General features: G+C 42.7%; 23 protein-coding genes. 10 read left to right on the top strand and 13 right to left on the bottom strand.

Annotation, left to right across the window (positions count from 1 at the left end; genetic code table 11):
* Nucleotides 1-74: 74 nt before the first annotated feature.
* The 10 genes from GVN16_RS16105 (at nt 75) to ftsZ (ending at nt 9,228) form a co-directional block, all read left to right on the top strand.
* Entirely contained in the window at nt 75-248 is a 174-nt protein-coding gene (locus tag GVN16_RS16105; RefSeq protein ID WP_166564941.1) for a hypothetical protein, read from the top strand.
* Nucleotides 245-1,075: a mechanosensitive ion channel family protein gene (locus GVN16_RS16100; RefSeq protein ID WP_166564940.1), complete on the top strand. Its 831-nt coding sequence runs from the start codon at nt 245-247 to the stop codon at nt 1,073-1,075. The genes GVN16_RS16105 and GVN16_RS16100 overlap by 4 nt, the downstream gene beginning before the upstream one ends.
* Nucleotides 1,076-1,112: 37 nt before the next feature.
* On the top strand, nt 1,113-2,018 hold the full coding sequence (locus GVN16_RS16095; RefSeq protein WP_166564939.1) for a DUF3078 domain-containing protein: 906 nt from the start codon (nt 1,113-1,115) through the stop codon (nt 2,016-2,018).
* A gap of 24 nt (nt 2,019-2,042) precedes the next feature.
* Nucleotides 2,043-2,381, top strand: a complete 339-nt coding sequence (gene mscL, locus GVN16_RS16090) for a large conductance mechanosensitive channel protein MscL (RefSeq protein ID WP_166564938.1) — start codon at nt 2,043-2,045, stop codon at nt 2,379-2,381.
* A 173-nt stretch (nt 2,382-2,554) separates the two neighbouring features.
* The gene (locus GVN16_RS16085; RefSeq protein WP_166564937.1) at nt 2,555-3,727 is read left to right on the top strand and encodes an FtsW/RodA/SpoVE family cell cycle protein; all 1,173 of its coding nucleotides are present in this window, start codon (nt 2,555-2,557) and stop codon (nt 3,725-3,727) included.
* Nucleotides 3,724-4,833, top strand: a complete 1,110-nt coding sequence (gene murG / locus GVN16_RS16080) for an undecaprenyldiphospho-muramoylpentapeptide beta-N-acetylglucosaminyltransferase (RefSeq protein WP_166564936.1) — start codon at nt 3,724-3,726, stop codon at nt 4,831-4,833. The genes GVN16_RS16085 and murG overlap by 4 nt, the downstream gene beginning before the upstream one ends.
* Complete coding sequence (locus tag GVN16_RS16075; protein WP_166564935.1) at nt 4,833-5,609, top strand: GNAT family N-acetyltransferase; 777 nt, start codon at nt 4,833-4,835, stop codon at nt 5,607-5,609. Before murG ends, GVN16_RS16075 begins: the two co-directional genes overlap by 1 nt.
* A 9-nt stretch (nt 5,610-5,618) precedes the next feature.
* Complete coding sequence (locus tag GVN16_RS16070; RefSeq protein ID WP_166564934.1) at nt 5,619-6,383, top strand: cell division protein FtsQ/DivIB; 765 nt, start codon at nt 5,619-5,621, stop codon at nt 6,381-6,383.
* Nucleotides 6,384-6,464: 81 nt separating this feature from the next.
* Nucleotides 6,465-7,868, top strand: a complete 1,404-nt coding sequence (ftsA, locus tag GVN16_RS16065) for a cell division protein FtsA (RefSeq protein ID WP_166564933.1) — start codon at nt 6,465-6,467, stop codon at nt 7,866-7,868.
* Between the two features lie 25 nt (nt 7,869-7,893).
* Nucleotides 7,894-9,228 (top strand): cell division protein FtsZ, encoded by a 1,335-nt coding sequence (ftsZ, locus tag GVN16_RS16060; RefSeq protein ID WP_166564932.1) that lies wholly within the window; start codon nt 7,894-7,896, stop codon nt 9,226-9,228.
* Between the two features lie 407 nt (nt 9,229-9,635).
* On the opposite strand, the gene GVN16_RS16055 is transcribed toward ftsZ, so the two are convergent.
* The 13 genes from GVN16_RS16055 to serS form a co-directional block, all read right to left on the bottom strand.
* A complete protein-coding gene (locus GVN16_RS16055; protein ID WP_166564931.1) occupies nt 9,636-10,319 on the bottom strand; it encodes a hypothetical protein in 684 nt (227 codons plus the stop codon).
* On the bottom strand, nt 10,313-12,427 hold the full coding sequence (locus tag GVN16_RS16050) for a peptidase domain-containing ABC transporter (RefSeq protein WP_166564930.1): 2,115 nt from the start codon (nt 12,425-12,427) through the stop codon (nt 10,313-10,315). Before GVN16_RS16050 ends, GVN16_RS16055 begins: the two co-directional genes overlap by 7 nt.
* A gap of 36 nt (nt 12,428-12,463) precedes the next feature.
* A complete protein-coding gene (locus GVN16_RS16045) occupies nt 12,464-12,973 on the bottom strand; it encodes a peroxiredoxin (protein WP_166564929.1) in 510 nt (169 codons plus the stop codon).
* Nucleotides 12,974-12,978: 5 nt separating this feature from the next.
* On the bottom strand, nt 12,979-13,596 hold the full coding sequence (locus GVN16_RS16040) for a hypothetical protein (protein WP_166564928.1): 618 nt from the start codon (nt 13,594-13,596) through the stop codon (nt 12,979-12,981).
* A gap of 337 nt (nt 13,597-13,933) precedes the next feature.
* The gene (locus GVN16_RS16035) at nt 13,934-14,098 is read right to left on the bottom strand and encodes a hypothetical protein (RefSeq protein ID WP_166564927.1); all 165 of its coding nucleotides are present in this window, start codon (nt 14,096-14,098) and stop codon (nt 13,934-13,936) included.
* A gap of 1,170 nt (nt 14,099-15,268) precedes the next feature.
* Nucleotides 15,269-15,457 (bottom strand): hypothetical protein, encoded by a 189-nt coding sequence (locus tag GVN16_RS16030; RefSeq protein WP_166564926.1) that lies wholly within the window; start codon nt 15,455-15,457, stop codon nt 15,269-15,271.
* Nucleotides 15,458-15,705: 248 nt separating this feature from the next.
* The gene (locus GVN16_RS16025; protein ID WP_166564925.1) at nt 15,706-15,963 is read right to left on the bottom strand and encodes a hypothetical protein; all 258 of its coding nucleotides are present in this window, start codon (nt 15,961-15,963) and stop codon (nt 15,706-15,708) included.
* A gap of 232 nt (nt 15,964-16,195) precedes the next feature.
* Nucleotides 16,196-16,705: a hypothetical protein gene (locus tag GVN16_RS16020; RefSeq protein ID WP_166564924.1), complete on the bottom strand. Its 510-nt coding sequence runs from the start codon at nt 16,703-16,705 to the stop codon at nt 16,196-16,198.
* Nucleotides 16,706-16,711: 6 nt separating this feature from the next.
* Complete coding sequence (locus GVN16_RS16015; protein WP_166564923.1) at nt 16,712-17,452, bottom strand: intradiol ring-cleavage dioxygenase; 741 nt, start codon at nt 17,450-17,452, stop codon at nt 16,712-16,714.
* A gap of 116 nt (nt 17,453-17,568) precedes the next feature.
* Nucleotides 17,569-18,282, bottom strand: a complete 714-nt coding sequence (locus GVN16_RS16010; RefSeq protein ID WP_166564922.1) for a pirin family protein — start codon at nt 18,280-18,282, stop codon at nt 17,569-17,571.
* A 30-nt stretch (nt 18,283-18,312) separates the two neighbouring features.
* A complete protein-coding gene (locus GVN16_RS16005; protein WP_166564921.1) occupies nt 18,313-19,032 on the bottom strand; it encodes a LytTR family DNA-binding domain-containing protein in 720 nt (239 codons plus the stop codon).
* Complete coding sequence (locus GVN16_RS16000) at nt 19,029-20,093, bottom strand: sensor histidine kinase (protein ID WP_166564920.1); 1,065 nt, start codon at nt 20,091-20,093, stop codon at nt 19,029-19,031. The genes GVN16_RS16005 and GVN16_RS16000 overlap by 4 nt, the downstream gene beginning before the upstream one ends.
* Before the next feature lie 137 nt (nt 20,094-20,230).
* Complete coding sequence (gene serS, locus GVN16_RS15995) at nt 20,231-21,499, bottom strand: serine--tRNA ligase (protein WP_166564919.1); 1,269 nt, start codon at nt 21,497-21,499, stop codon at nt 20,231-20,233.

Below are 21,499 nucleotides of genomic sequence, written 5' to 3'. Positions count from 1 at the left end.
CTGCGGGCTTGACTGTAGCATCATTCACATCTGTCCCCCTGATCAGCTAGAAACACCAAATATTGATTCAAAAATTGAACAACTCATACAATCAATCTCCGGCTAAGGAAGCCGCAAAACTCAGGGTTATCTCTGAGATCAACACCATCAGAGATTCTTTATCTGTCGCTAACCTGTTTTTAGGGGAGTCGGTATCTGCCGTGATGGGTTTCCTGAAAGAAATAGAAAATAAAAAGAAAGAAATATGAATAAACTACCTAACCTCAAAGAAATACTCCTTGAAACTTTTCAGAAGCTCATCGAGCAGTTCAGTACTTTTACTTCCAACCTGATTGGTTCCCTGGTTATCGTACTGATAGGTTTTCTGATGGCTAAGCTGGCCTCTCTTATCCTGAGAAACGTCATCTCGAAAATCGGCCTCGACAAAATCGGGGAAAGGCTTAACCGCATTGATGCCGTTAAAAAGTTTAATGTGGAAATCAAGCTGAGTGCTATTGCCGGAAATATCATTTACATATTCATAGTGCTTTTCTTCCTGGTGACGGCGGCCGACAAACTGGGTGTGCCGGCCATCTCCAATATGTTCCTGATGCTGGTCAACTTTATTCCAAAGCTCATTTCGGCATCGATCATGATCCTGGCGGGGGTGTTCCTGGCTGATTATATCAGGAGTTTTATTGTAAGTGTCTGCAAGTCGTTTAATGTAGCTTCAGGCAAACTTATCGGCACTGGCGTGTTCTTCTTTTTGTTGCTTATTACCGTCATCGCGGCTCTTGGACAGGCCGGCATTAACACGACACTGCTTGAATCGAGTTTCAATATTCTGGTCGCCGGGGTTGTTCTGGCGTTTTCAATAGGCTATGGTTTTGCGTCAAAAGAGATCCTGCTGAACATCCTTTCGTCGTTTTATTCGAAGAATAAATTCCATGAAGGTCAGATTATAGAAGTGGCAGGTGTTAAAGGAGAAATCATGAAAATCGACAATACCACCCTGATTATCAAAACTGAAAATGCCCAGACTATTTTTCCGCTTAAGATTCTTCAATCTGAAAAAGTTATTATATTTGATAAATAAACAGCTTTCACGATCATCTAAAAACAATTTGCTTCACATGAAAAAAACAGTACTTGCAATACTTGTCAACTTACTGATCTGTTCTTCTGCCTTTGCACAAAAACCTGAATTAAAGACTCTTGCCGATTCACTTGAATATGGATGGTGGGACAGAAATACGCAACTCGGAATCAATTTTGCCCAGGCTTCATTTAACGACAGCTGGCAAGGCGGTGGAGTGAACAATGTGGCCCTGGGGCTTTTGCTTAACCACAAGGCAGACTACCACAAACGCAAGGGCGTGTGGTCAAACGACCTTCAGTTTCAATACGGATTTATTAATAATAAAGGACAGGGTACCAGGAAAAGCGTTGACCGGATCTTTATGGATACCAAATACTCAAGAAAAGTAAATGATAAAGTGAGCTGGTTTACGGGTATTAACTTCCTGTCACAGTTTGCCGGCGGATTTGAATATGCCGATAACGAAAAGACTAAAATTATTTCAAAGTTCTTCTCACCAGCCTTTTTGTCTGAGGGGATAGGTATCGAGTATCAGCCTGTCAAGTATTTCGTTCTGTCTTTTGGAGGAGCTACCCTGAGGGAAACATTCGTCCTTGATCAGAAGGTATTTGACAACACGGCTATTCTGGTAGATGGTGTAAGACACTCCTACGGTGTGAGAGAGGGCAAGAAAATGTTACTTGAAATGGGTTTCCAGGGAGTGGCCTCTTTTGATAAGGATATTGCTAAAAATGTGAATCTTAAATTCAGGTACCAGGCCTTCTACGCCTATGCTCCGAAATCGAAGCCGGTTGATCATTTGATTAACCTTATTGCTACCGCCAAGGTTAACAAATACCTGAATGTAAACTTCAGCCTGATCGGGATATATGATAAAGACCAGGTCGACAAATTTCAGTTGAGCCAGGGTCTTGCTGCTGGATTTTCTGTCAAATTGTAAATTTTAACCCAAAACAGAGTAGCTATGTTAAAAGAATTCAAAACATTTATCGCCCAGGGCAATGTCCTTGATCTGGCTGTCGGTGTGATCATCGGAGGGGCATTCGGTAAAATCACCACTTCATTGGTGGACGATATCATCATGCCGTTTCTTGGTCTGGTATTGCCGGGCGGAGTCAAAGGTAAAATCTTGCTCAAACAAGCGGTTCTGGATACTGCCGGACAGGTCGCTGAACCGGAAATTGCCTTGAATTACGGTAATTTACTGAACAATATTATCAATTTCCTGATCATTGCTTTTGTTATTTTCCTGATCGTAAAAGCGGCCAATAAGTTACGTGGCCCGGCTGCAGAAGAAAAATAAACAGGCATCTTCTTAAAAATGGTGTTTTGGGAGAGATTCAACCTCTTTTGTTTCGGTTGGATTTCTTTTGACTGTTTTTACTTTTGAATATAGAAAAGTTCTTATAATTTTGTTAAGGTGATGTTGTGTACAAACGTCACCTTTTACGTGCTTTACAATTAATTGAATCTAAAATGCTACGCTTTAAGCTCAAAGACCATCTCCGGGGTGACCGGCAGATCTGGTTGATTTTATTGCTATTGTCTCTAATCAGCATTATTGTTGTTTATAGTTCTGTTAGTGCCCTGGCATACCGTAAGACAGACGGCAACACGGAATATTACCTCATCAAACATACTTTTCTTCTGTTGGTAGGGCTGGGTTTTACCTTTGTCGTACACAAGATCAATATACTTGAATATGCCGGTATAGCTAAGATTCTTCTTTGGATTACCCCGCTTTTATTGCTCTATACGCTCTTCAGGGGGATTAATGTCGGGGGAGCCAGCCGGTGGGTTTCTATCATGGGTCTTTCTTTTCAAACCTCTGACCTTGTCAGGCTGGTGCTGATCACCAACCTTGCAGCCATGCTGGCCAGAAGGCAGAACATTGAATATAAAATCAGCGACTTGTGGAGCATGATCATCTGGTGCGGTGTGATTTGCGGTTTACTTTCTGTTTCCAGTTTTTCCACTTCGGTCATCCTGGGCATCACCTGTTTTATGCTGATGTGGATCGGACGTGTACCTACCAATTACCTGGTTAAAATGGTGATTTCACTGGGTCTTGGGGTTTTCCTGGCCCTGTCTGCCGGGTTGGTACTGAAAAAGTTTGACATCAAATTTGGCCGTGTACAAACCGTTATAGACCGTTCTGAAAGTTTCCTTCACCTGGACCTGGACGGAGATGGTTTTATGGGAGGAGAAGGTAACGACGATACCCAGAAAGACATGGCCCTGGTGGCCATCGCCAAAGGCGGTCTTTTGGGCGTAGGCCCGGGAAACAGTTCACAGAAAAATGTGCTTCCGGACGTTTTCTCGGATTTTGTATATTCCATTATTATAGAAGAATACGGGATAGTGGGGGGCCTTGTGGTGATGGCTCTTTACTTGTGGCTGCTCTTCAGAGGGCACTGGAATATTGACAAAACGGAAAGGGCTTTCGGAGGGCTTTTGTCTATCGGACTGACCCTCAGTATTGTTTTCCAGGCATTCGCCCATATGTTTATCAATGTCGGGCTGGGTCCGGTTACCGGGCAGACGTTGCCGTTGATCAGTATGGGGGGAACCTCCATGATATTTACATCAGTAGCCATAGGTATTGTTTTAAGCGTTACCCAAACTAAAAAAGAAGCAGTTAAAGCATGAGTAAATCACTAAAAATCATCATTTCCGGAGGCGGTACCGGAGGCCACATTTATCCTGCCGTAGCTATAGCCAACCAGATAAAAGCACAGGAACCTGACGCTGAGATTCTGTTTGTAGGAGCGGAGGGCAAAATGGAAATGGAAAAAGTACCCAAAGCCGGATATAAGATCATCGGATTACCCATCGCCGGAATTAACCGGTCTAATCTTCTTTCCAATATCGGGTTTCCTTTTAAGCTGGTCAACAGCCTTTTGAAAGCCTATAAACTGATAAAGAACTTTAAACCGGACATTGCTATCGGAGTAGGGGGTTACGCAAGTGGTCCGACTTTGATGGTTTCCAATTTCCTCGGGATCAAGACACTTATCCAGGAGCAGAATTCCTATGCCGGTCTGACCAATAAAAACCTGGCGAAAAAAGCCCAGAAAATCTGTGTGGCCTATCCGGATATGGATGCGTTTTTCCCGGCAGAAAAGATAGTATTTACCGGTAACCCTGTGAGAGGGGACATCAGTGAAATTGCGGTTTCTAAAGAAGAAGCCAGACAGTTTTTCAACCTGGACCCTGACCGCAAAACCTTGCTGATCATAGGGGGAAGCCAGGGGGCATTGAGTGTGAACAAAGCCATCAGCAGCGGACTGAATGACCTCATCAGTGAAGATATTCAGATCATCTGGCAAACGGGTAAGACGTTTATCGAAAATGCCAGGACCAAGGTCTATTCACTGCAGACCAGCCGGGTGTATGTGGCTGACTTTATCTATGAAATGGACAAAGCCTATGCTGCTGCAGATCTTGTGATTTCGAGAGCCGGGGCCTTGTCTGTATCCGAACTTTGCCTGGTGGGCAAACCTTCCATCCTGGTGCCTTTTCCGGCTGCGGCAGAGGACCATCAGACCAAAAACGCTGAAAGTCTGTCTAAATCCGGGGCGGCGATGCTGATAAAGGACAATGAACTGCAGGAAAAACTTATTCCCGCGGCCATAGAATTAGCAAATGATGGGGCCCTGATGAAGAAGTTTTCGGAAAATATTCTCAAATTTGCGAAACCTTTTGCCGCAAGAGAAATTGTGAACGAGGTGCTCAAAATTGTCCATAGAAAATAATGAAGATATTCTACTCCGAAAACAACGTTGACTACAAAACCTACACTTTTAATTACGCAATATATGCCAAAAAAGAGTCGCAGGAAGAGTTAAGTCAGCTTTACAATACCGGCTTTTTGCCTTATACCGGAAACACGAAAATCGGGAGTGAGATTTTTTACCTGGCCAGGAGCCTCAGGGCCAATCTGGCGGTGTTTGACGACACGTCAGAAAACAGGAGGGTAAACCGTTTGGTGGAACCTTTGAATATCCGGGTTGACGTGATCCCAAAGAGTGAATTTGATATCAAAGACACGGCTTTTGTGGCGTTTTGTGAGTCATACATCAACGAGAGAATCGGTGAGGATAACATGAGCCTGGAACGCTGGGATTATATTCTGAGCCAGGAAACGGGAACGCATTTCTTTAAATTCAGTAATGAAGACCATATTTTCGGATATGTGCTGGCGGCTATTAATGACGAACTGGTACACTACTGGTTTGCTTTTTTTGATACGGAGTACATGAGGTCGCACTCGCTTGGAAAATGGATGATGTGGCGGGTGATTAAGTGGGGTAAAGATAATGGTAAAGAAGCGGTCTACCTGGGCACGGCCTACAAACCCGCGGCTCTGTATAAAATCAGGGACCACAAAGGACTGGAATTCTGGGATGGATTCAAATGGAATCCGGACGTTAAAATATTAAAAGACTGGTGTCAGAACGATCTTGAACCTAAAGATTCTGATCGCTTTAAAATGATGGAAGACCCTAACGGGTTTCTTGAAAATCTGTAAAATAAGGACATGGCAAAATTTGATTTTAAGAAATACGGAGGTTATATGTTACTGGCAACGGTAATTGTGACCGCTTTATTTATCATCATTTCTGCCACCCGCTCAGGCTCTTCTAGAAGATGTAAGGGACTGGTTGTTAAAATAAGCAATAATACCGACCAGTTTCTTGTTTCTAAAGAAGAAATTGAAAAAAGTGTCACGCAGTTCGGGAATGACCCCGTTGACGGTAAAATCCTGGAAAACATCGACCTGAAAAAACTGGAAAAAAGGGTTTTGAGAAATAAGCAGATCAAGTCTTGTGAGGCATTTACAGATCTTAACGGTCAGCTGATCATTGAGGCAGAACCTTATATTCCTGTTGCGAGGGTGTTGGGAGAGGGTGTGAGAGAGGATCGCTATATGGATGAAGAGGGTACTTTTTTCCCTGTGTCCAAAGTACATTCCTCCAAGGTGCCCCTGTTAAGCGGCGTTTTTTTTACTAATCTGAAAGGCTTGAAGGCAGAGAAAAACCAAGATGTAATGGCCCTTGTGAACCGCCTGATCAAAGACCCGTTCTGGAGTGCCCAGATCACCCAGATCAACGTTGAAAGGGATAAGGAAGTCTATCTGGTGCCTTTGCTCGGGGAGCATAAAATCGAATTTGGCAAGCCCGAAAAAATTGAATCGAAATTAAAAAAACTGATGGTATTCTATCAGCAGATATTGCCTAACAAGGAATGGGAGGGTTTTGAACATATAAGTTTAAAATATGAAAATCAAATTGTTTGTAATTGAGTGATTTTCAATATGTTTGTGTATTATTTGGTAACTGTGGCGTGAAAACCGGATTTTAGTATCCCGTATTTTAAATCTATTATGACAGAAGAAAATTTGGTTGTTGGTGTTGATATCGGTACTTCGAAAATTTGTGCCGCTGCAGGGGTCATGCAGAAAAATGACGTCTTTAAAATCAAAGGTTTTGTAGAGAGGAACATTACGCCTGAAGATGAGGCTTTGTTTGAAGGAGAAATTGTCAATGCATCTAAAACCATTGAAATTATCGATGAAGTACTGGATGAACTGGCGGAGAATCTTGAGCTTGACCTGGAATCTATCAATATCAATATTTCCAATCTTGATATACAGGGACATTATCATAAAGGAAAAGTAACAAAAATAGGAGACAATAAGCAGATTCATCAGCACGATGTGGAGAAGCTTATTGAAGATGTGCGGTTAACTTTCAAACCTCAGCCGGGGCGTGTTATGCTGCACTGTCTTCCGCAGGATTTTACGGTAAATGATATTAAAGTCAACGAGAAAATCGTTGGCCGTTTTGGTGTTCAGGTGGGTGGAGATTTTTACTTTATCAGTGCCAGAAACGAGAGCCTTGAGAATCTTTATTACACCATCAAGAATGTGAAGGCGAAAGTGGAGGGACAAAAGTCCAATCCGCCGCTGGGCATTGAAAGTGTGTTGCTTTCACCCATTGCTGATTCTTTCCTCCTTCTTGACCATACCATCGAAGATAAAAGGGCCGGTGTGGCTTTGGTGAATATCGGGGCGGATCTGACAGAAGTTATCATATTCCATAAAAACGGGATGAGGCATTTTGTGTCTTTCCCTATCGCCGGAAACGCCATTTCAAGAGATTTGATGGAAGCGTTCAACATTCAGTTTCATGAGGCCGAAAGGCTTAAAAAACTGTGTGGCAATATCCCTTCAAGCAGCATTAATCCGAACGAAGTGTTGGTCATAGACCGAAAAGAAGGGCTGGCTCCTGTGGAGATTTTATTGAAGAACGCCTCCCTGGTAACCGAGTGGAGACTGAAAGAAATTGCGGCCATTGTTAAAAGCGAGATTGTGAGATCAGGATACGACGGGGTGCTGACCAACGGCATCATCCTGACCGGAGGGACATCATCCATGGCCATCATCAAAGACATCTTCTCTGATGTCTGTAAAATCAAGAGCATACGCAAAGGCCGCATCAACCGGAATATTGACTTTACAGATTTTGAGAACCTGAAGAAACCCAAGTATTCGACCGTCCTGGGTCTGATGCTGTCTGCCTATGTTGATTTTGATAACCGGGTAGACAATACCATTTTTAAGCATGCTCCGATCGCTGAGCCTGTTCCTGACCATGACAAGCTCTCAGCCGTGAAAAAAACGGTAAGAGATGAGAGGAAGATCAGGGAACAGAAAAGCAAGAGTCTCTTTGACCGGGTCAAGGACTTTATGAAAGATGAGGACATGAACGATCGCTACGAAAAATAAAGCTTACTAATAATCTGACAAACTTATGATTTACGACCACGATTACGACCTTGAATTTAAATCCGATCTGCCTAATATCATCAAAGTGATCGGTGTGGGTGGCGGTGGCGGAAACGCCATTCTGAACATGCACAGCCGCGGGGTTTACAGTGTGGATTTTGTTGTTTGTAATACCGACGCACAGGCCCTGAAACAATTTCCGGAAGATGTGCTTAAGATACAGCTCGGAGCAGAGCTGACGAAAGGACTGGGAGCCGGTACCGACTGGAGGGTAGGAGAGCAGGCTGCCGTAGAAAGTGAAAAATCACTGAGAGACATGCTTTCTGATCCTACAGAAATGGTGTTTATCACCGCCGGTATGGGTGGGGGAACCGGGACGGGGGCGGCTCCGGTGATTGCCCGAATAGCGAAAGAAATGGGCAGACTGACGGTGGGTATTGTTACCGACCCGTTCAGACATGAAGGGATAGATAAATTTGAACAGGCGGCTAAGGGTATTGCCGAACTGAAGAAATATTGTGATACAGTACTGGTGATCAAAAACGACCGTCTGGCTGAAATGTACGGTGACCTGGACCTGGATGAGGCTTATCTGAATGCTGACGAAGTCCTGGCCAATGCCGTTAAAAGTATTGCCGAGCTGATCACCAGACCGGGTAAGGTCAACCTTGACTTTGCCGATGTCAAAACCGTGTTGGGAGACGCCGGACATGCGGTGATGGGCTCTGCTGAAGCTTCGGGCACCGACCGTGCTTCGCTGGCTATCGAGAAAGCCCTGAGTTCACCTTTGCTGGAAAACAACGAGATCAAAGGAGCGAAAAGGATCCTGGTTTCGATTGCTTATTCAGACGAGCTTCCTGAATACAAAATTAAGATGTCTGACCAGAGCAAAGTCACCGATTTTGTGGAAAGCCAGATCAAGTCAAGGGCCAAGATATTCAAACACGGGTTTGCTATTGACCGCTCACTGAAAGATAAAGTGAGGGTGACGATCGTAGCCGCACGTTTTGACGATATTGATACGATAAAAGAAGATGAGATCGTCATAGACACCGAATCGAAAGTGGGCCTGGGCATAGACAGTCTTTTGCCTCAGAAACCGGTGTTTAAAACCAAAACCCCGCTTCAGCCGATCAACAAGCAGCAGATGGGGCTTTTTGAACAGGAAGACAAGTTTCTTCAGGCGTATAAAGAGATGATCAAGAGCGGCTATAACGCCCAGGGGCTTACGGAGCAGCCGGCTTATAAGAGATACGGTGTAAACCTGACTTCACTGGACGACATGGACAGCAAAAACCTGGACAGGATCAACCTGCGGCAGTTTTACCACGAACTCGAAAAACAAAATCTGATAGAATGATCCGGGGAAACCCGGATTTTTTGTTTTATGATGGCCTTCATGGCATTAATAGGGTCAAAACGTAGTATGCTTAATATAAGCGTAAGCCGCGATGAACATGATAAAAACGGCCTATAATGTCCTGGTCAAACAAAGCTCCATAATTGATCTGAGGCCTTTCATCGTCATGCCATTTGAGTTAAACAAATAACGAAAAATGCTGGTGTGTGGTTTCTTGATTAAACTTACGTGAGGATAATCAAAACGCTCTTAATTTCTTTCAAAATGTTTGAATAAAAAACCCGCGATAATTATCCCCAGAATTACCATATGATCCGTTTGGCTTAACCTTTCTTTCACAGCCACCCAGACCACGGCCAGGGTGCCTATTATAATTTTCAACCATTTAATTACAATCAGTTTTGTGTTCATTGGACATACTTTTTTAGTTGTTCAATTAACAGATTCAGACTTTGGACATGTGCTTTATATTTTTTCTTTACCTCCTCCTTCGTATCTTCTTTCTCTGACAATTCTTTTGAAATGCCCTTGGCAAAGGTTATAAAGGGTATCAGAGTCTCTAAATCATAATTGCTTTTGATAAGAAGGTGTATGCTTTCATTTTCACGATTTCTTAAGGGCGAGTCATTTAAGGAATCTGTCATATTTTTTATTACCCGAAAATGATGAATACAGTGTTCCTGAAAACGGAATGTTTCTGTGAATGCTTTCTTTCGAAGAATAGCGTCTATTCCTGTATTTTGACTCTGTAATTCAAGTTGCAGTATGTGTTCTAGGTTCTGAAGTCTGAAGGCTTGTCTGTGGTTAAAAAGGAATTGTGTATAATAGAAATATCTCTCAGTTCTGTTGTGTCTTTCATCAAAAATACCTGAAATCAAATTGTAAACGAGGGCTATCAGTGAAACAATCAGGGCTAGATTTGAGATTTTCATCACTACTTTTTCGACATTACTTTGATCCGACGAAGAAGGATTGATGCTAAGAATAATAACGATAAAAAAAACAAAAGCGAAGCCCATCACATATTCTCTATTATGGTGGTCAATTTTGGATTTCTTTTGATTCATTTTATTGTTTGTAAAGTTCAACATACTGATTCTTCTTTTATATCATTTAAAACCTCCCCCTTCTGCAAAACATACGTTTTATCCGAATACTTCGAAAGCGTATCCCTGTGAGACACCATCAGTATGATCTTATCGGGTTTTATGGATTCCAGCAGGGTCATTACAAAAGCCTCTGTTTTTTTGTCCATCGCGGAGGTGGGTTCGTCAAGGAGCAATACTTCCGGATTATGATATAATGCCCTGGCCAATGCCAGCAATTGTTTTTGCCCTCCTGATAGTTTTACACCATCCTCTCCTAAGATCGTAAGATAGCCCTGGGGCAGGACCTCAAAGAAATATGAAAACCCATACTTCCGGCAATATTCTATCGCCTTTTCAGCTTCTGCCGCGACATCCCCCAGGATGATGTTATCAAGTAACGTTCCGTTGAATATCTTTGTGTCCTGATGCAGTACGCCTATGCTGTTACGCCATGTCTCTACCGGAATCGTATTAAAGCCGGTTTCTGAATTGATGACGATCAGGCCCGCATCGTGTTTTTGAAACTTTTGTAAAATCTGAAGAACCAGGCTTTTACCCGAGCCCACCTCTCCCGTAAGGGTGGTGAGTTGTCCTTTTCTTAATGTAAGCGAGACGTTTTTTAGCAACGGGCTTTTGCCCGGAAAACGGAAGCTGACATTTCTAAATTCTATCTGATCAATTTTGCCCGGAGCTTCGGACCTGATGGTTTTTATTTCCGGCTCTGTTTCCGCGAATTCGTACATGCGGTCGAAGGCCACCTTAGCTTCCTGTATCTGTATGTTAGTGGTGGCCAGTTTTGATAATGATGACAGCATCCCTACTGCGATAGACAGAACGGCCATCATTTCACCTGTTTTCAGGTCTTTTTGCAAAATCTGGTAAGATGCAAAAGCCAGAATCAACGAAATCATCAAAGCGTTTATGATTTCGTTGTATAATGCATACTGTGTTCCCAACCGGCCCAAGCGATAGATTTTTTCCTGAAAAAAGGAGTAGACTTTTTTCCCGATAGTCTGGAAAAAGGACTCTTTATTGCCGGATTTGATAACATTGATACCTCCAACCGTGTCTACAAAAAAACTCTCTGTTGCCGCATATTGACTCATTACCATTTTTTGAGCAGCGATTATTCTGTCATGATAGGCCCACACTAAACCACCAAACAGCGGAATACCCAGCAATGACAACAAGGCAATGGACCATGAGTAATAAAACAAGAACCCGGCAGACACCAGGGAAATCAGGATGTCTATGATCACATTTCCTGCTAGAAAGCTGATAACGGTTTGTATCCGGCGGGTATCACTCAGCCGGGCGATGATCTCCCCGGTTTTGCGGGTATCAAAGAAAGTTTTGGGTAACTGTAAAAGCTTTTCATAAAAATCATCCATTATGCGGTTGTTAAAATCTTTGGATTGGCGTATGAGGAAATAACTTCTCAGGTAATTGAATCCTGCACGGGCCATTAACAGAATAAACAAGAGGGCCAGCCCCATCCACAGTTTGGTGGTTTGCTGTTTAGGGAGTATTTCATCAATCAACTTCTGGGAAAATACAGCGGTAATCATTCCCAAAACGGCTATCAATATACCTAAGGCTACGGCAATCCCGAGGAGCGGCTGGTCATCTTTGATCAGGGCTTTTATCCAGAGGATTTTCTTTGACCGCGTTTGTTCTGTTTTTTCAAAACCTTCTCCGGGGTTTAAAATCAGCACTGCTCTTGATTGCCACCGCTGCAATAGCTCTGTTTCGCTCCATGTCTCTATGCCTTGAGCCGGGTCGATTATTTCAAAGCCATTGTTATTAATTCCGTTGCAAATGACATAGTGCTCAAGTTTCTGATCTATGACCACGTGCAGGATACAGGGAAACGTGGCTTCTTTTTTAAAAACCTCCGGTTCGTCCACTTCGAAGGCTTCAGCGTGAAGGTGATAGATGCTTGCGGCTTGCTGAAGGCCCAGTAAAGTAGTACCCTGCAGGCTTGTGCCGCTTTGTATCCTGAGGGTTTCCAGACTGGCATCACCGCCATGCATCCTGATGACCGACAGCAGGCAGGTTACCCCGCAATCTGTCTGGTCACGTTGAGGTATAAAGAGGGGTTTCAGGTTCATAAGTGCTTTTTAATAGTGTGAGAAAAAAAATCTAAATCATAAGTATTTCGTGATAGCTTCTATTTTTACCTCTCCGGTATATTTCTTTAATAATTTACCATCTTCAGAATAGATAAAAGCCATGGGAAAGGTGTTGACCCCGAATTTTTCAAAGACTTCCTTGCCATCAATCTGCCCTAAAGTAACATTAGAAGTAACTAGTAAATCATAGGTTTTTCCAAAAGCCCTAATCGTTTCAATGGATTCTGTGGAGATAAAGTAAATGTTGGTTTTTTTTAACTGACGGAGTTCTCTACGGATAAGCTTCGCTTCAGCCTGGCAGTGATCACACTCAGTATTAAAAAAGAAAAAAATCATTTTCCGACCAGAAGCAAAGTCTAGTAATTGCCTGTCGCCGTGTACATTAAGTATTTTAAAAGGCTGAAGTGTTTGTGTGAATTGCAGAGTCTCTTTTTTTTGTTGAAGCTGTTCTACGATCTGATAAATCAAGTAGCCGACGATAAAAATAAAGCAACTGAGAATTGATAACTTAATAATTCGCTTCATTGCAATTAAGAAAGATTAAGGGTAAGAAAAGCAACAAAAACAATCCATATCATAAAACAGCTTCCATAAGACAAAGCGACTGTTTGAAATGACCTTGTGAAGTCCTCTTTAAAAGATGGTTTCAATTCATAAGCGACCCAGAGCCAAAAGCCTAATTCGAAAACATTCAAGGCTTGCAATGGGTATAGTAGCCATTTTTCGACCAGGGTTGGCTCAAAGAAATTAAGCAAAGAGCCTGGCATAAAGTACTGAACGTCTTCAAGGGTATAGTTGGTCTGAAAAGTAAACCATCCGATTTTTAATACGGCAGGAGTTAGCAAAATCAGATCAGCCTTAGCTACAATTGAGAAGACTTCTGAAAAACGAGGTTTGCTGATTTGGCTAAAAAATAAACCGCTTAGCAAAGTCAGGGAAATGATACTGATTTTCAGCAAATAAATAACAGGAATAAAAACGTATCCCAGCCAGACCCACTTGTTTTGCTGATTTAGAAGACTTTCTATTTGTTCGTAGGATAGTTGTGTTGAATAGAAATTATAGATTTCATTTTCTGTTACAATGTAAGATTGGGTGTAGTACGCTAGCAATAAAGAAATAAAGATAGCGAATAGGGCGAATTTCATAATCTTGGGATGGATTTGTTTAAAGCGGATTAATTACTCCCATTTTTTGCGAGCATTTTATCTATTTATAAGACCGGAGTGTTATTTGTTTTTTTAAGTAAAACAACCACAAGTGCCAGGATTAAGCCAATGGTTATTTTTATTCTCTTAGTATTCTCTAAGTCGTTACTTAGCCAGACGAAAAAAAGTGCGAGTGTAATTAATACACCTACAATTATTCTATATATTTTCATGTGAAATCTCTTTGTCTATTAAAAATGTTCGAATGGCATATGTATAAAATACAAATAGCAGATTTGTGAATTATCACTATCATGCTATTTGTATTTTCAGTGGATTAAGCCATACAACTGGCAACTAATGATGCAGCACCTACAGCTAAACCTAGTGGCCCGGTACCTGCCAAAAATGCGATACCTAAAATTGCCAGACCACATCCAACGTCTGATTGATCAAAACCTCCGATAACGTTTTCCTGATTAGCCAATTCCATTTTTTTCATTGTAAAATAAATTTAATAACTCCTTGTAATATCACAAGGTGAGGCAAACTTAAATCAAGCCTCTGTAATTAAAATTCAGTTAAATTTTTTTATGTAGTTTCCGAAAAAGCTTTAGGGTTTAATCATAATTCAGCAAACTTCTAACAAATGCTGAATTTAAGGATGGTTAGATTGTTGTTTTATTCTTCTCTTTTTTTTGCCTTTTTTTCGATTATCAAATCCAAAGAGGATGAAATAAATTGAAGAGAACAAAAAAATATGAAGTTTGAAGCTGCAGATACTCTGTCAGAAATTTCTTTTATTCCAAGAAAATTAACAGGATAGAAGCTATAAATACAAAAGCGTCTTAACCCATTACTTGTGCATGACTTAATAGAATAGTCGGAAAATAAAGAGAGATAAATTAATTACTATGGTTTTCGGAGGGTGCTTTATTGCATAAATAACAGAGGCAGTTAAGAAGCTTATTGTGCTAATCCAATTTGACATTTTTAGAATATAACAAAAAAAAGCATTAATAATCGCGAGTATTAAAAAGGGATAATTTGAAAAAAAGTTTTCATATTTTTGTACTCATTTTAATGATTAGAGGACTCTAATTTTGAAAGGACTCTAATGGGAGAATTTACTTACCATTTACCAATTAAGCTGCTGCACCCGGCGAGAACCATAACTGCACCAACTGCCATAAATGGCGTGAATAAAGTTGCAAGTTCATAACCACAAGTGACACCGCCTACAAAGTCTTGACCTAAACCTCCACCTGATAGATTTTCATAAGAATTGTCCGTTATCAGTAGAAAGTTAAAAAAATGTCCGATGAGGCGGGTGAAAATGGATATCTTATCGATAAACTAATAGCTTCACCGAACATTAATAACTTTGGGCATTTATAGAATTACAAGGTTAGACAAACTTAAATCAGCTGACTGATAAAAAATTTCAGCGGATAAAATTTTATTAATTACTAAGGCGATCGTAAAACTTCCGTGGAACTACCGACTTTATTTTTTTTGAAATAATGAAATAAGAAAAGATACTGATTTGGCTGCAAAAGAAAAGAGAATGAAAACAGCTAAAAGCAGGGGAAGGGGTTTATTGTTTAAAAATTTATAATAAGCATAAACTATAATAGAAATGCTTGCAAGTATGTTGATTACGACCCTGAGTTTATTTGTCATTTTTTGTCAGCAGTTTGGAAATTAAATTCGTTGAAGCTATGCCAAACAAAACAAATCCCAGCTTAAAGTAAACCTGAGAATCCTGATAATGATAAGCTTTCGCAATCAGTCCGTAAACAAAGAAAAAAACAGAAAGTACTGTTCCAATATAATCGCCGAAGTTTAATTTTCGTATCATTTGATAATATTAAGTAATAGTATTTCAAAGGGTAATGCCCGATGAAGCGAAAAAAGAACGATCAATAAACTATTGTCTCATCAGGCATTAAAACAACCGGGAGTAGATCCCGAAGAAAAATGCAGGGCAAACTTAAAACAGGAGGCTGAAATAGTCATTCAGTTGCTGCTACGGAAGCATTAAAAACGGATCCTCTTCTTTCGTAATTTGCTGATCGATTTTTGTAAGAAACATCTCAAGATATACATTCAATCCGTCTTTACCTTTTCAGGAGCAATATTCTTTTTGAATCCAAATTCGAAACTTCCGGATTCTGTATAGTAATACGACCGCTGTTTCGGGCAGTAAGCAATGGGCAGCTGGAGATCATTGATCAGCTGGTCTCTGAATTTGTACCAGGCCCTTTCGGTTATCCTCAGCTTGGTAGCGAGTTCTCTTGGTGTACCAGTAGCTTTGTTTTTTAAAAGGTAGTTAAGGTACTCCATCCGTTGTTGTAGTTTTATCATTGTCGTAATTGTTGTTGGTTTTCAAGTCGGTGTAAAATAATTTTAAATTTTTTACAATTCCTAGAATCTTCAGATTTTTAAATTTTTCAGGAATCCAAGGAATTATAAACGTATAAAAGAAAAATGAATATTTAGTTCACTGAGAAGAAATGCTAAGCAATTTACCTGTGATCAAAGCAAAAAGCAGTCCTGTTTTACAAGACTGCTTCTGCCAAAAAAATCTGAAGCCGTATCAGGGCTTAAAGAAAGAAACAGAAAGTCTGGGTTGCATCTTAAACATCAGGGTTTCTGCTCCGGTGTTGACCGGGTCGGCGTTTTCGTCAAGACTGACCAGGTAATGCCCCTCCCAGATATCGACCAGGGTGAGCAGCGGTGAAGTAAAGGTGATCCCGATTTCATGGGATTGTTTATCATAGATATTCGAGTCAATAATATCAAACCTGTACTGCTCAAAGGGCAGGAAATTATTCCCCAGGTTATCTGCCAGAAAGTAGATCAGGCCCTTCCATTGCATAACATACGGGTGGGCGGCGGTGCTGACCAGGAAATGCAGCTGGCTGGCTTTCTCATTCTGACTCAGCAGCTGTTTGAAGCTCTGGGCGGGGTTTTCCCTGTCGCTGAAGAGCTGCGACTGCATCAGGAATTCCTTATAGGTGCTTTCCCAGATGAGTTTTTCCCATTTGGTGACCGAGTTTTTGCTGATCACTATCCTGAACGACAGTTTGATTTTTCCCTGTGGCATGCCTACTTACGCTTTTACGAAAATGGTATGAGTCAATACAAAACCGTTGGTGACGTCACCGGTAACCACCGACATTTCATTGGTGACGCCGTCGCCGAAAACATTGTCACGGGCATTGGTGGTGTCGGCCTGTCCGTGGCTTTTATATACGCCCTGGGCATAAACCAGCTTGCTGATGTCTTCCGGAAAGGCAATCTGGGTGACCAGCAAGGAAGTCCCTTTGGCATTGTAAATGTGCACGTGGATGTGAGGGGCCCTGCCCGAATACCAGCCCGGGTAGATGCTTGTCCAGGTGGCCAGGCCGGTGGAACCGGTGGTCTGTCTGCCTCTCAGGAAGTGGACGGAGGTATAATTGGTCGACTGCATGCCTGTTCCACCATATTCTGAGTAATTGCCGGCGGCGTCACAATGCCAGATGTCCACAATGGCATCAGGGAGCACTTCACAGCTGTTGTTGACATTCCTGATGATGACATTGACCGTCAGTTTATCTCCCTGCCTGTCCGAAACGATATTGTTGGTAACCAGCGATGAAGGCGTTTTGGTAGGAAAAGGGCCTTCTGTTTCTGAGTTGGTCACAGAGCAGGTCGACGGCGTGGTGGTCGTGGTAGTGCCTGTGGTTCCTGTGGTGGCCCCTGTGGTTTCCGGATCAATGACGTCGGTCTGTTTGCAGGCAGACAGCAGAGGTATCGCAGCAAAAAGGCCCAATGAACCAAATCCTCTCTTTAAAAAATCTTCCCTTTTCATATGTATAAGTTTTAGTAATGATGTTTTGCCCGGCTGAATCCGGGCTTCTGTTATGTATTACGCTTCGCGACCCGGATTCGTGTGTGCGGGATATTCATTAGAGGTAAACGCCGGAATTATTGAGGTAAACGGTCCTGGTTTCGGGGTACTTCGATCAGCAGAAGGATGGCGTCATTGGAGAGGGCTTCAAACTCAATGGCCGCTAGTCCCCATAAAGCAAGGCCGTCTTTGGGCTGAAGCAGCCTTTCCTGCACCTCGAAAGCACCCTGTATGACAAAAGCAAAAACACCATGCTCTTTGTTTTTCAGTTCATAAATGCCATCCTCGCGGCCGGTATATTTACCGATACTTGCCAAAGCGTCTTCCGTTTCATAAAAAACAGAAAGCTGGTTTTTGAGATCCGGATCAAAAGTAAACTGGCTGGTTTTCGGCTCTCCCGATCTGTTATGCCCTTTCCGAAGAATGATCTGCAGGAAATGGATGCTTTCAACGCCATAAGGATTCAGGAGCTGATACGGCCCCCGGTGGTCTGTTCTTAATACCTGAGCATGGCCGGGTGTCAGGTAATCTACAAAGCCTTCCGGGTTTTTAAATTCAATGCCTCCGGCTACGGGCAGGATGATGATTTCGGTATTTTCTTCCGGAGTCATTTCTATGCTTTTTCCGGCAGCCAGGGTGTCTTCGTTGAAAGCCAGCAGGGTGCCGAAAGCGGTTTTCTCTTCTTTGAAATAAGAGCCGTAATTAAATGTATGAAAGCTCCTGTACCAGGAAAGGTCCGTGCAGCCACGTTGTTCCTGAAGGTAGATCTGTCCTTCGGTTTGAGTGATCATGGGGCTATTTTCAGTTAAAGTATTATTATATCAGCGGAAAGTGGCCAGAAACGGTTTCTCATAGCTTAACCCTATCGGAATCTCTTCTCCGGCCAGGGTGATGACGCGGTTTCTGACACTTTCAATTCTTTTAAACGGGATGATGTACGATCTGTGTACCCGCATGAAGGCCTTGACCGGAAGTTTTTCTTCCATGGCTTTCATGGTCATTCTGGCCACAACCGGTTTGATGCCCTCCAGGTGTATTTTCAGGTAGTCGTCCAGGCCTTCGATATACAGAATATCCTGAAAGTTGATTTTATACAGGCGGTAATCGGCCCTGATAAACATATGTGACTCAGAACTTCCGTTCCGGTCTTCTTTTTCGAGCAGTTTCTGCATCTTGAAAAACTCGGCCGCCTTGCTCACACTTTGCTCAAACCTTTCATAGGTAAAAGGCTTCAGCAGATAATCGATGGCATTCAGGTTAAAGCCTTCCACGGCATATTCGCTGTAGGCGGTGGTGAAAATAACCATGATTTTCTGACTGAATGATTCTTTGGAGATCTCCCTGAACAGTTCCACACCGGTGATGGAAGGCATGTTGATATCCAGGAACAACAGGTCAACGGGGTAGTTGCGAAGGTACTTTATACCGTCAAGCGGCTTGTTGAAGATCTTTTCAAGTACGACGTGGTCGCTTTTACCGCAAAAGTTTTCGATGACTTTCAGGGCAGGTAACTCGTCGTCTATGGCAATGGCTCTGATCATGACAATTCTATTTTCAGGTTTACCAGGTAATCTTCCGGCTCATCCCTGATTTCGAGATGGTGCCGTCTGGGGTAGAGCAGCTGCAGCCTGTTTTTGGTGTTTTCCACACCTATGCCGCTGCGGTTTTCTTCTGATATGAAAACGATCACTTTTTTGTTAAAAACGGACAAATCCAGGATATGGTCTTTTACACTGATCTCTATTTTAATTTCAGATTCCTCTTCTGCATTGACGCCGTGCTTGAAAGCATTCTCAATAAAAGGGATCAGGATCAGCGGGGCGATTCTTTTATTGGCCAGTGAACCACTGACCGAAAAGCTGACCGGTAGGCTTTCACCAAAACGGATTTTCTGCAAGTCGATGTAATTCTGAATGTAATTGATTTCTTTGTCAAGGACTACGAAATCATTCGCAGATTCGCTCAGGACATACCGCATCATGCCCGAGAGCCTGACTACCGCCAAGGGAGTTTCATCCGACTTCTGAATGGCCAGGGAATAAATGCTGTTGAGGGTATTGAACAGAAAATGAGGGTTGATCTGGGCTTTGAGGTAAGACAATTCAGAGTTGACCTTTTCTTTCTCTGTCTGTTGCCAGCGATTGCTGATCCGCAGCATCAGTGAAAAAAAGACGACCACCAGGAAAGGGAATGCCCGGGCGTTGATCTCTATAAAAAAATCATATTCGGATTTTTGAGGACCTTCTCCTTTGGGTGGGGGTGGCGGCTCAGGCCTTGCTTCAGACATGGGTGGCGGCTTTCTGAAAGGACGTGGGCCTTTGGGCTGGAACAGGTTGGTGGTGGTCCTGAAAACCATAAAAAGTACCGCAACCGAAAGAAAGTAGAACAGGTATCTTTTGGTAAAATAAAGCTTTGGAACGATCAGAAAATAGTTGAGATAAAAAATGCCGATCAGAAGGGCATAGCTCACAAAATCACGCAGCGACATCGGGTTAAACAAACTGTCAGATTTTCCCTGGAAACTCGGGATAAAAGCAAGAGCCAGGAAGCTCACACATCCGAGCAGGTGAATCAGTATTTGTCTTCTTTTGTCTTTCATCATGGCAAATTTCGACTTAAATTATAAAATTGCTTCAGCATTTTTATAAAAAGAGGTAAAAAAGACAAATGTGCAGGTGATTGTAAAAACAAAAGGCCCCGGAGTCCGGAGCCTTTAAAATTATGTATTCGAAAAGATCATCAGATCGTGTCAAAACCACAGAAAGGAACAAGTACTGAAGGTACTTTGATGCCCTCGGGTGTCTGGTTGTTTTCCAGAATAGCTGCGAGGATACGGGGCAAAGCCAGGGCTGAACCATTAAGGGTATGCAATAACTGGGTCTTGCCATCTACTTTATATCTCAGTTTCAGACGGTTGGCCTGATAAGCTTCAAAGTTAGAGACAGAACTGCACTCGAGCCAACGCTCCTGGGCGGCAGAGTAGACTTCAAAGTCAAACGTCAGGGCAGACGTAAAGCCCATATCACCACCACACAGGCGTAGTATCCTGAAAGGCAGGCCTAGCTTGGTCAGGAGTCCTTTCACATGCTCTACCATCTCTTCCAGGGCCTGGTAAGATTCCTCCGGCTTACGGATCTGCACGATCTCGATTTTATCAAACTGGTGCAGTCTGTTCAGCCCTCTGACGTGTGCTCCCCAGCTTCCGGCTTCTCTTCTGAAACACGGTGTGTACCCGGCGTGTTTTACAGGGAGGTCGTTTTCAGAAAGGATCACATCCCTGTAAATGTTGGTAATAGGTACCTCTGCCGTCGGGATCAGGTAGAGATCGTCCGCTGTAGCATGGTACATCTGACCTTCTTTGTCGGGCAGCTGGCCTGTGCCGTATCCTGAAGCGGCATTGACCAGTATCGGCACCTGCACTTCTTTGTATCCGGCTGCTTCGGCTTCGTTCAGGAAGAAGTTGATCAGGGCCCGCTGGATTTTCGCCCCTTTGCCTTTATAGACCGGGAATCCTGCTCCTGAAATCTTATTGCCTAAGTCGAAGTCGATGATGTCATATTGTTTGATCAGCTCCCAGTGGGGCTTGGCAGCTTCATGAAGCACAGGAAACTCTCCCTGTTCAAAAATGTTGATGTTTTCTTCAGGTGTTCTGCCTTCAGGCACACTCTCATGCGGCAGGTTGGGGATGGTCAGCAGGAGGTCATGAAGAGACGATTCAAAGGTCTTGAGTGATTCTTCCAGGTCTTTGGACAAAGCTTTCAGGTCTGCAGTCTGGCCTTTGATGGCTTCTGCTTCTGCCTTTTTGCCTTCTTTCATCAATCCGCCGATCTCTTTGGCCAGCAGATTGGATTTGGCAAGTGTAGCATCGAGTTCAGCCTGGGTATCCCTTCTTTTCCGGTCAATTTCCAGAACTTCGTTGACGGTTTCTTCGGCGGTTTTGAAATACTTTCTCTTCAGACCTTCAATGGTGGCCTGTTTGTTATCCCTGATGTATGCTAACTGTAACAT

The organism is Emticicia sp. CRIBPO, assembly GCF_009905725.1.
In the GTDB taxonomy this organism is placed as follows: Bacteria; Bacteroidota; Bacteroidia; order Cytophagales; family Spirosomataceae; genus Leadbetterella.
The sequence above is the reverse complement of the archived record's forward strand: the minus strand, read 5'-3'. Positions and strand labels throughout refer to the sequence as shown.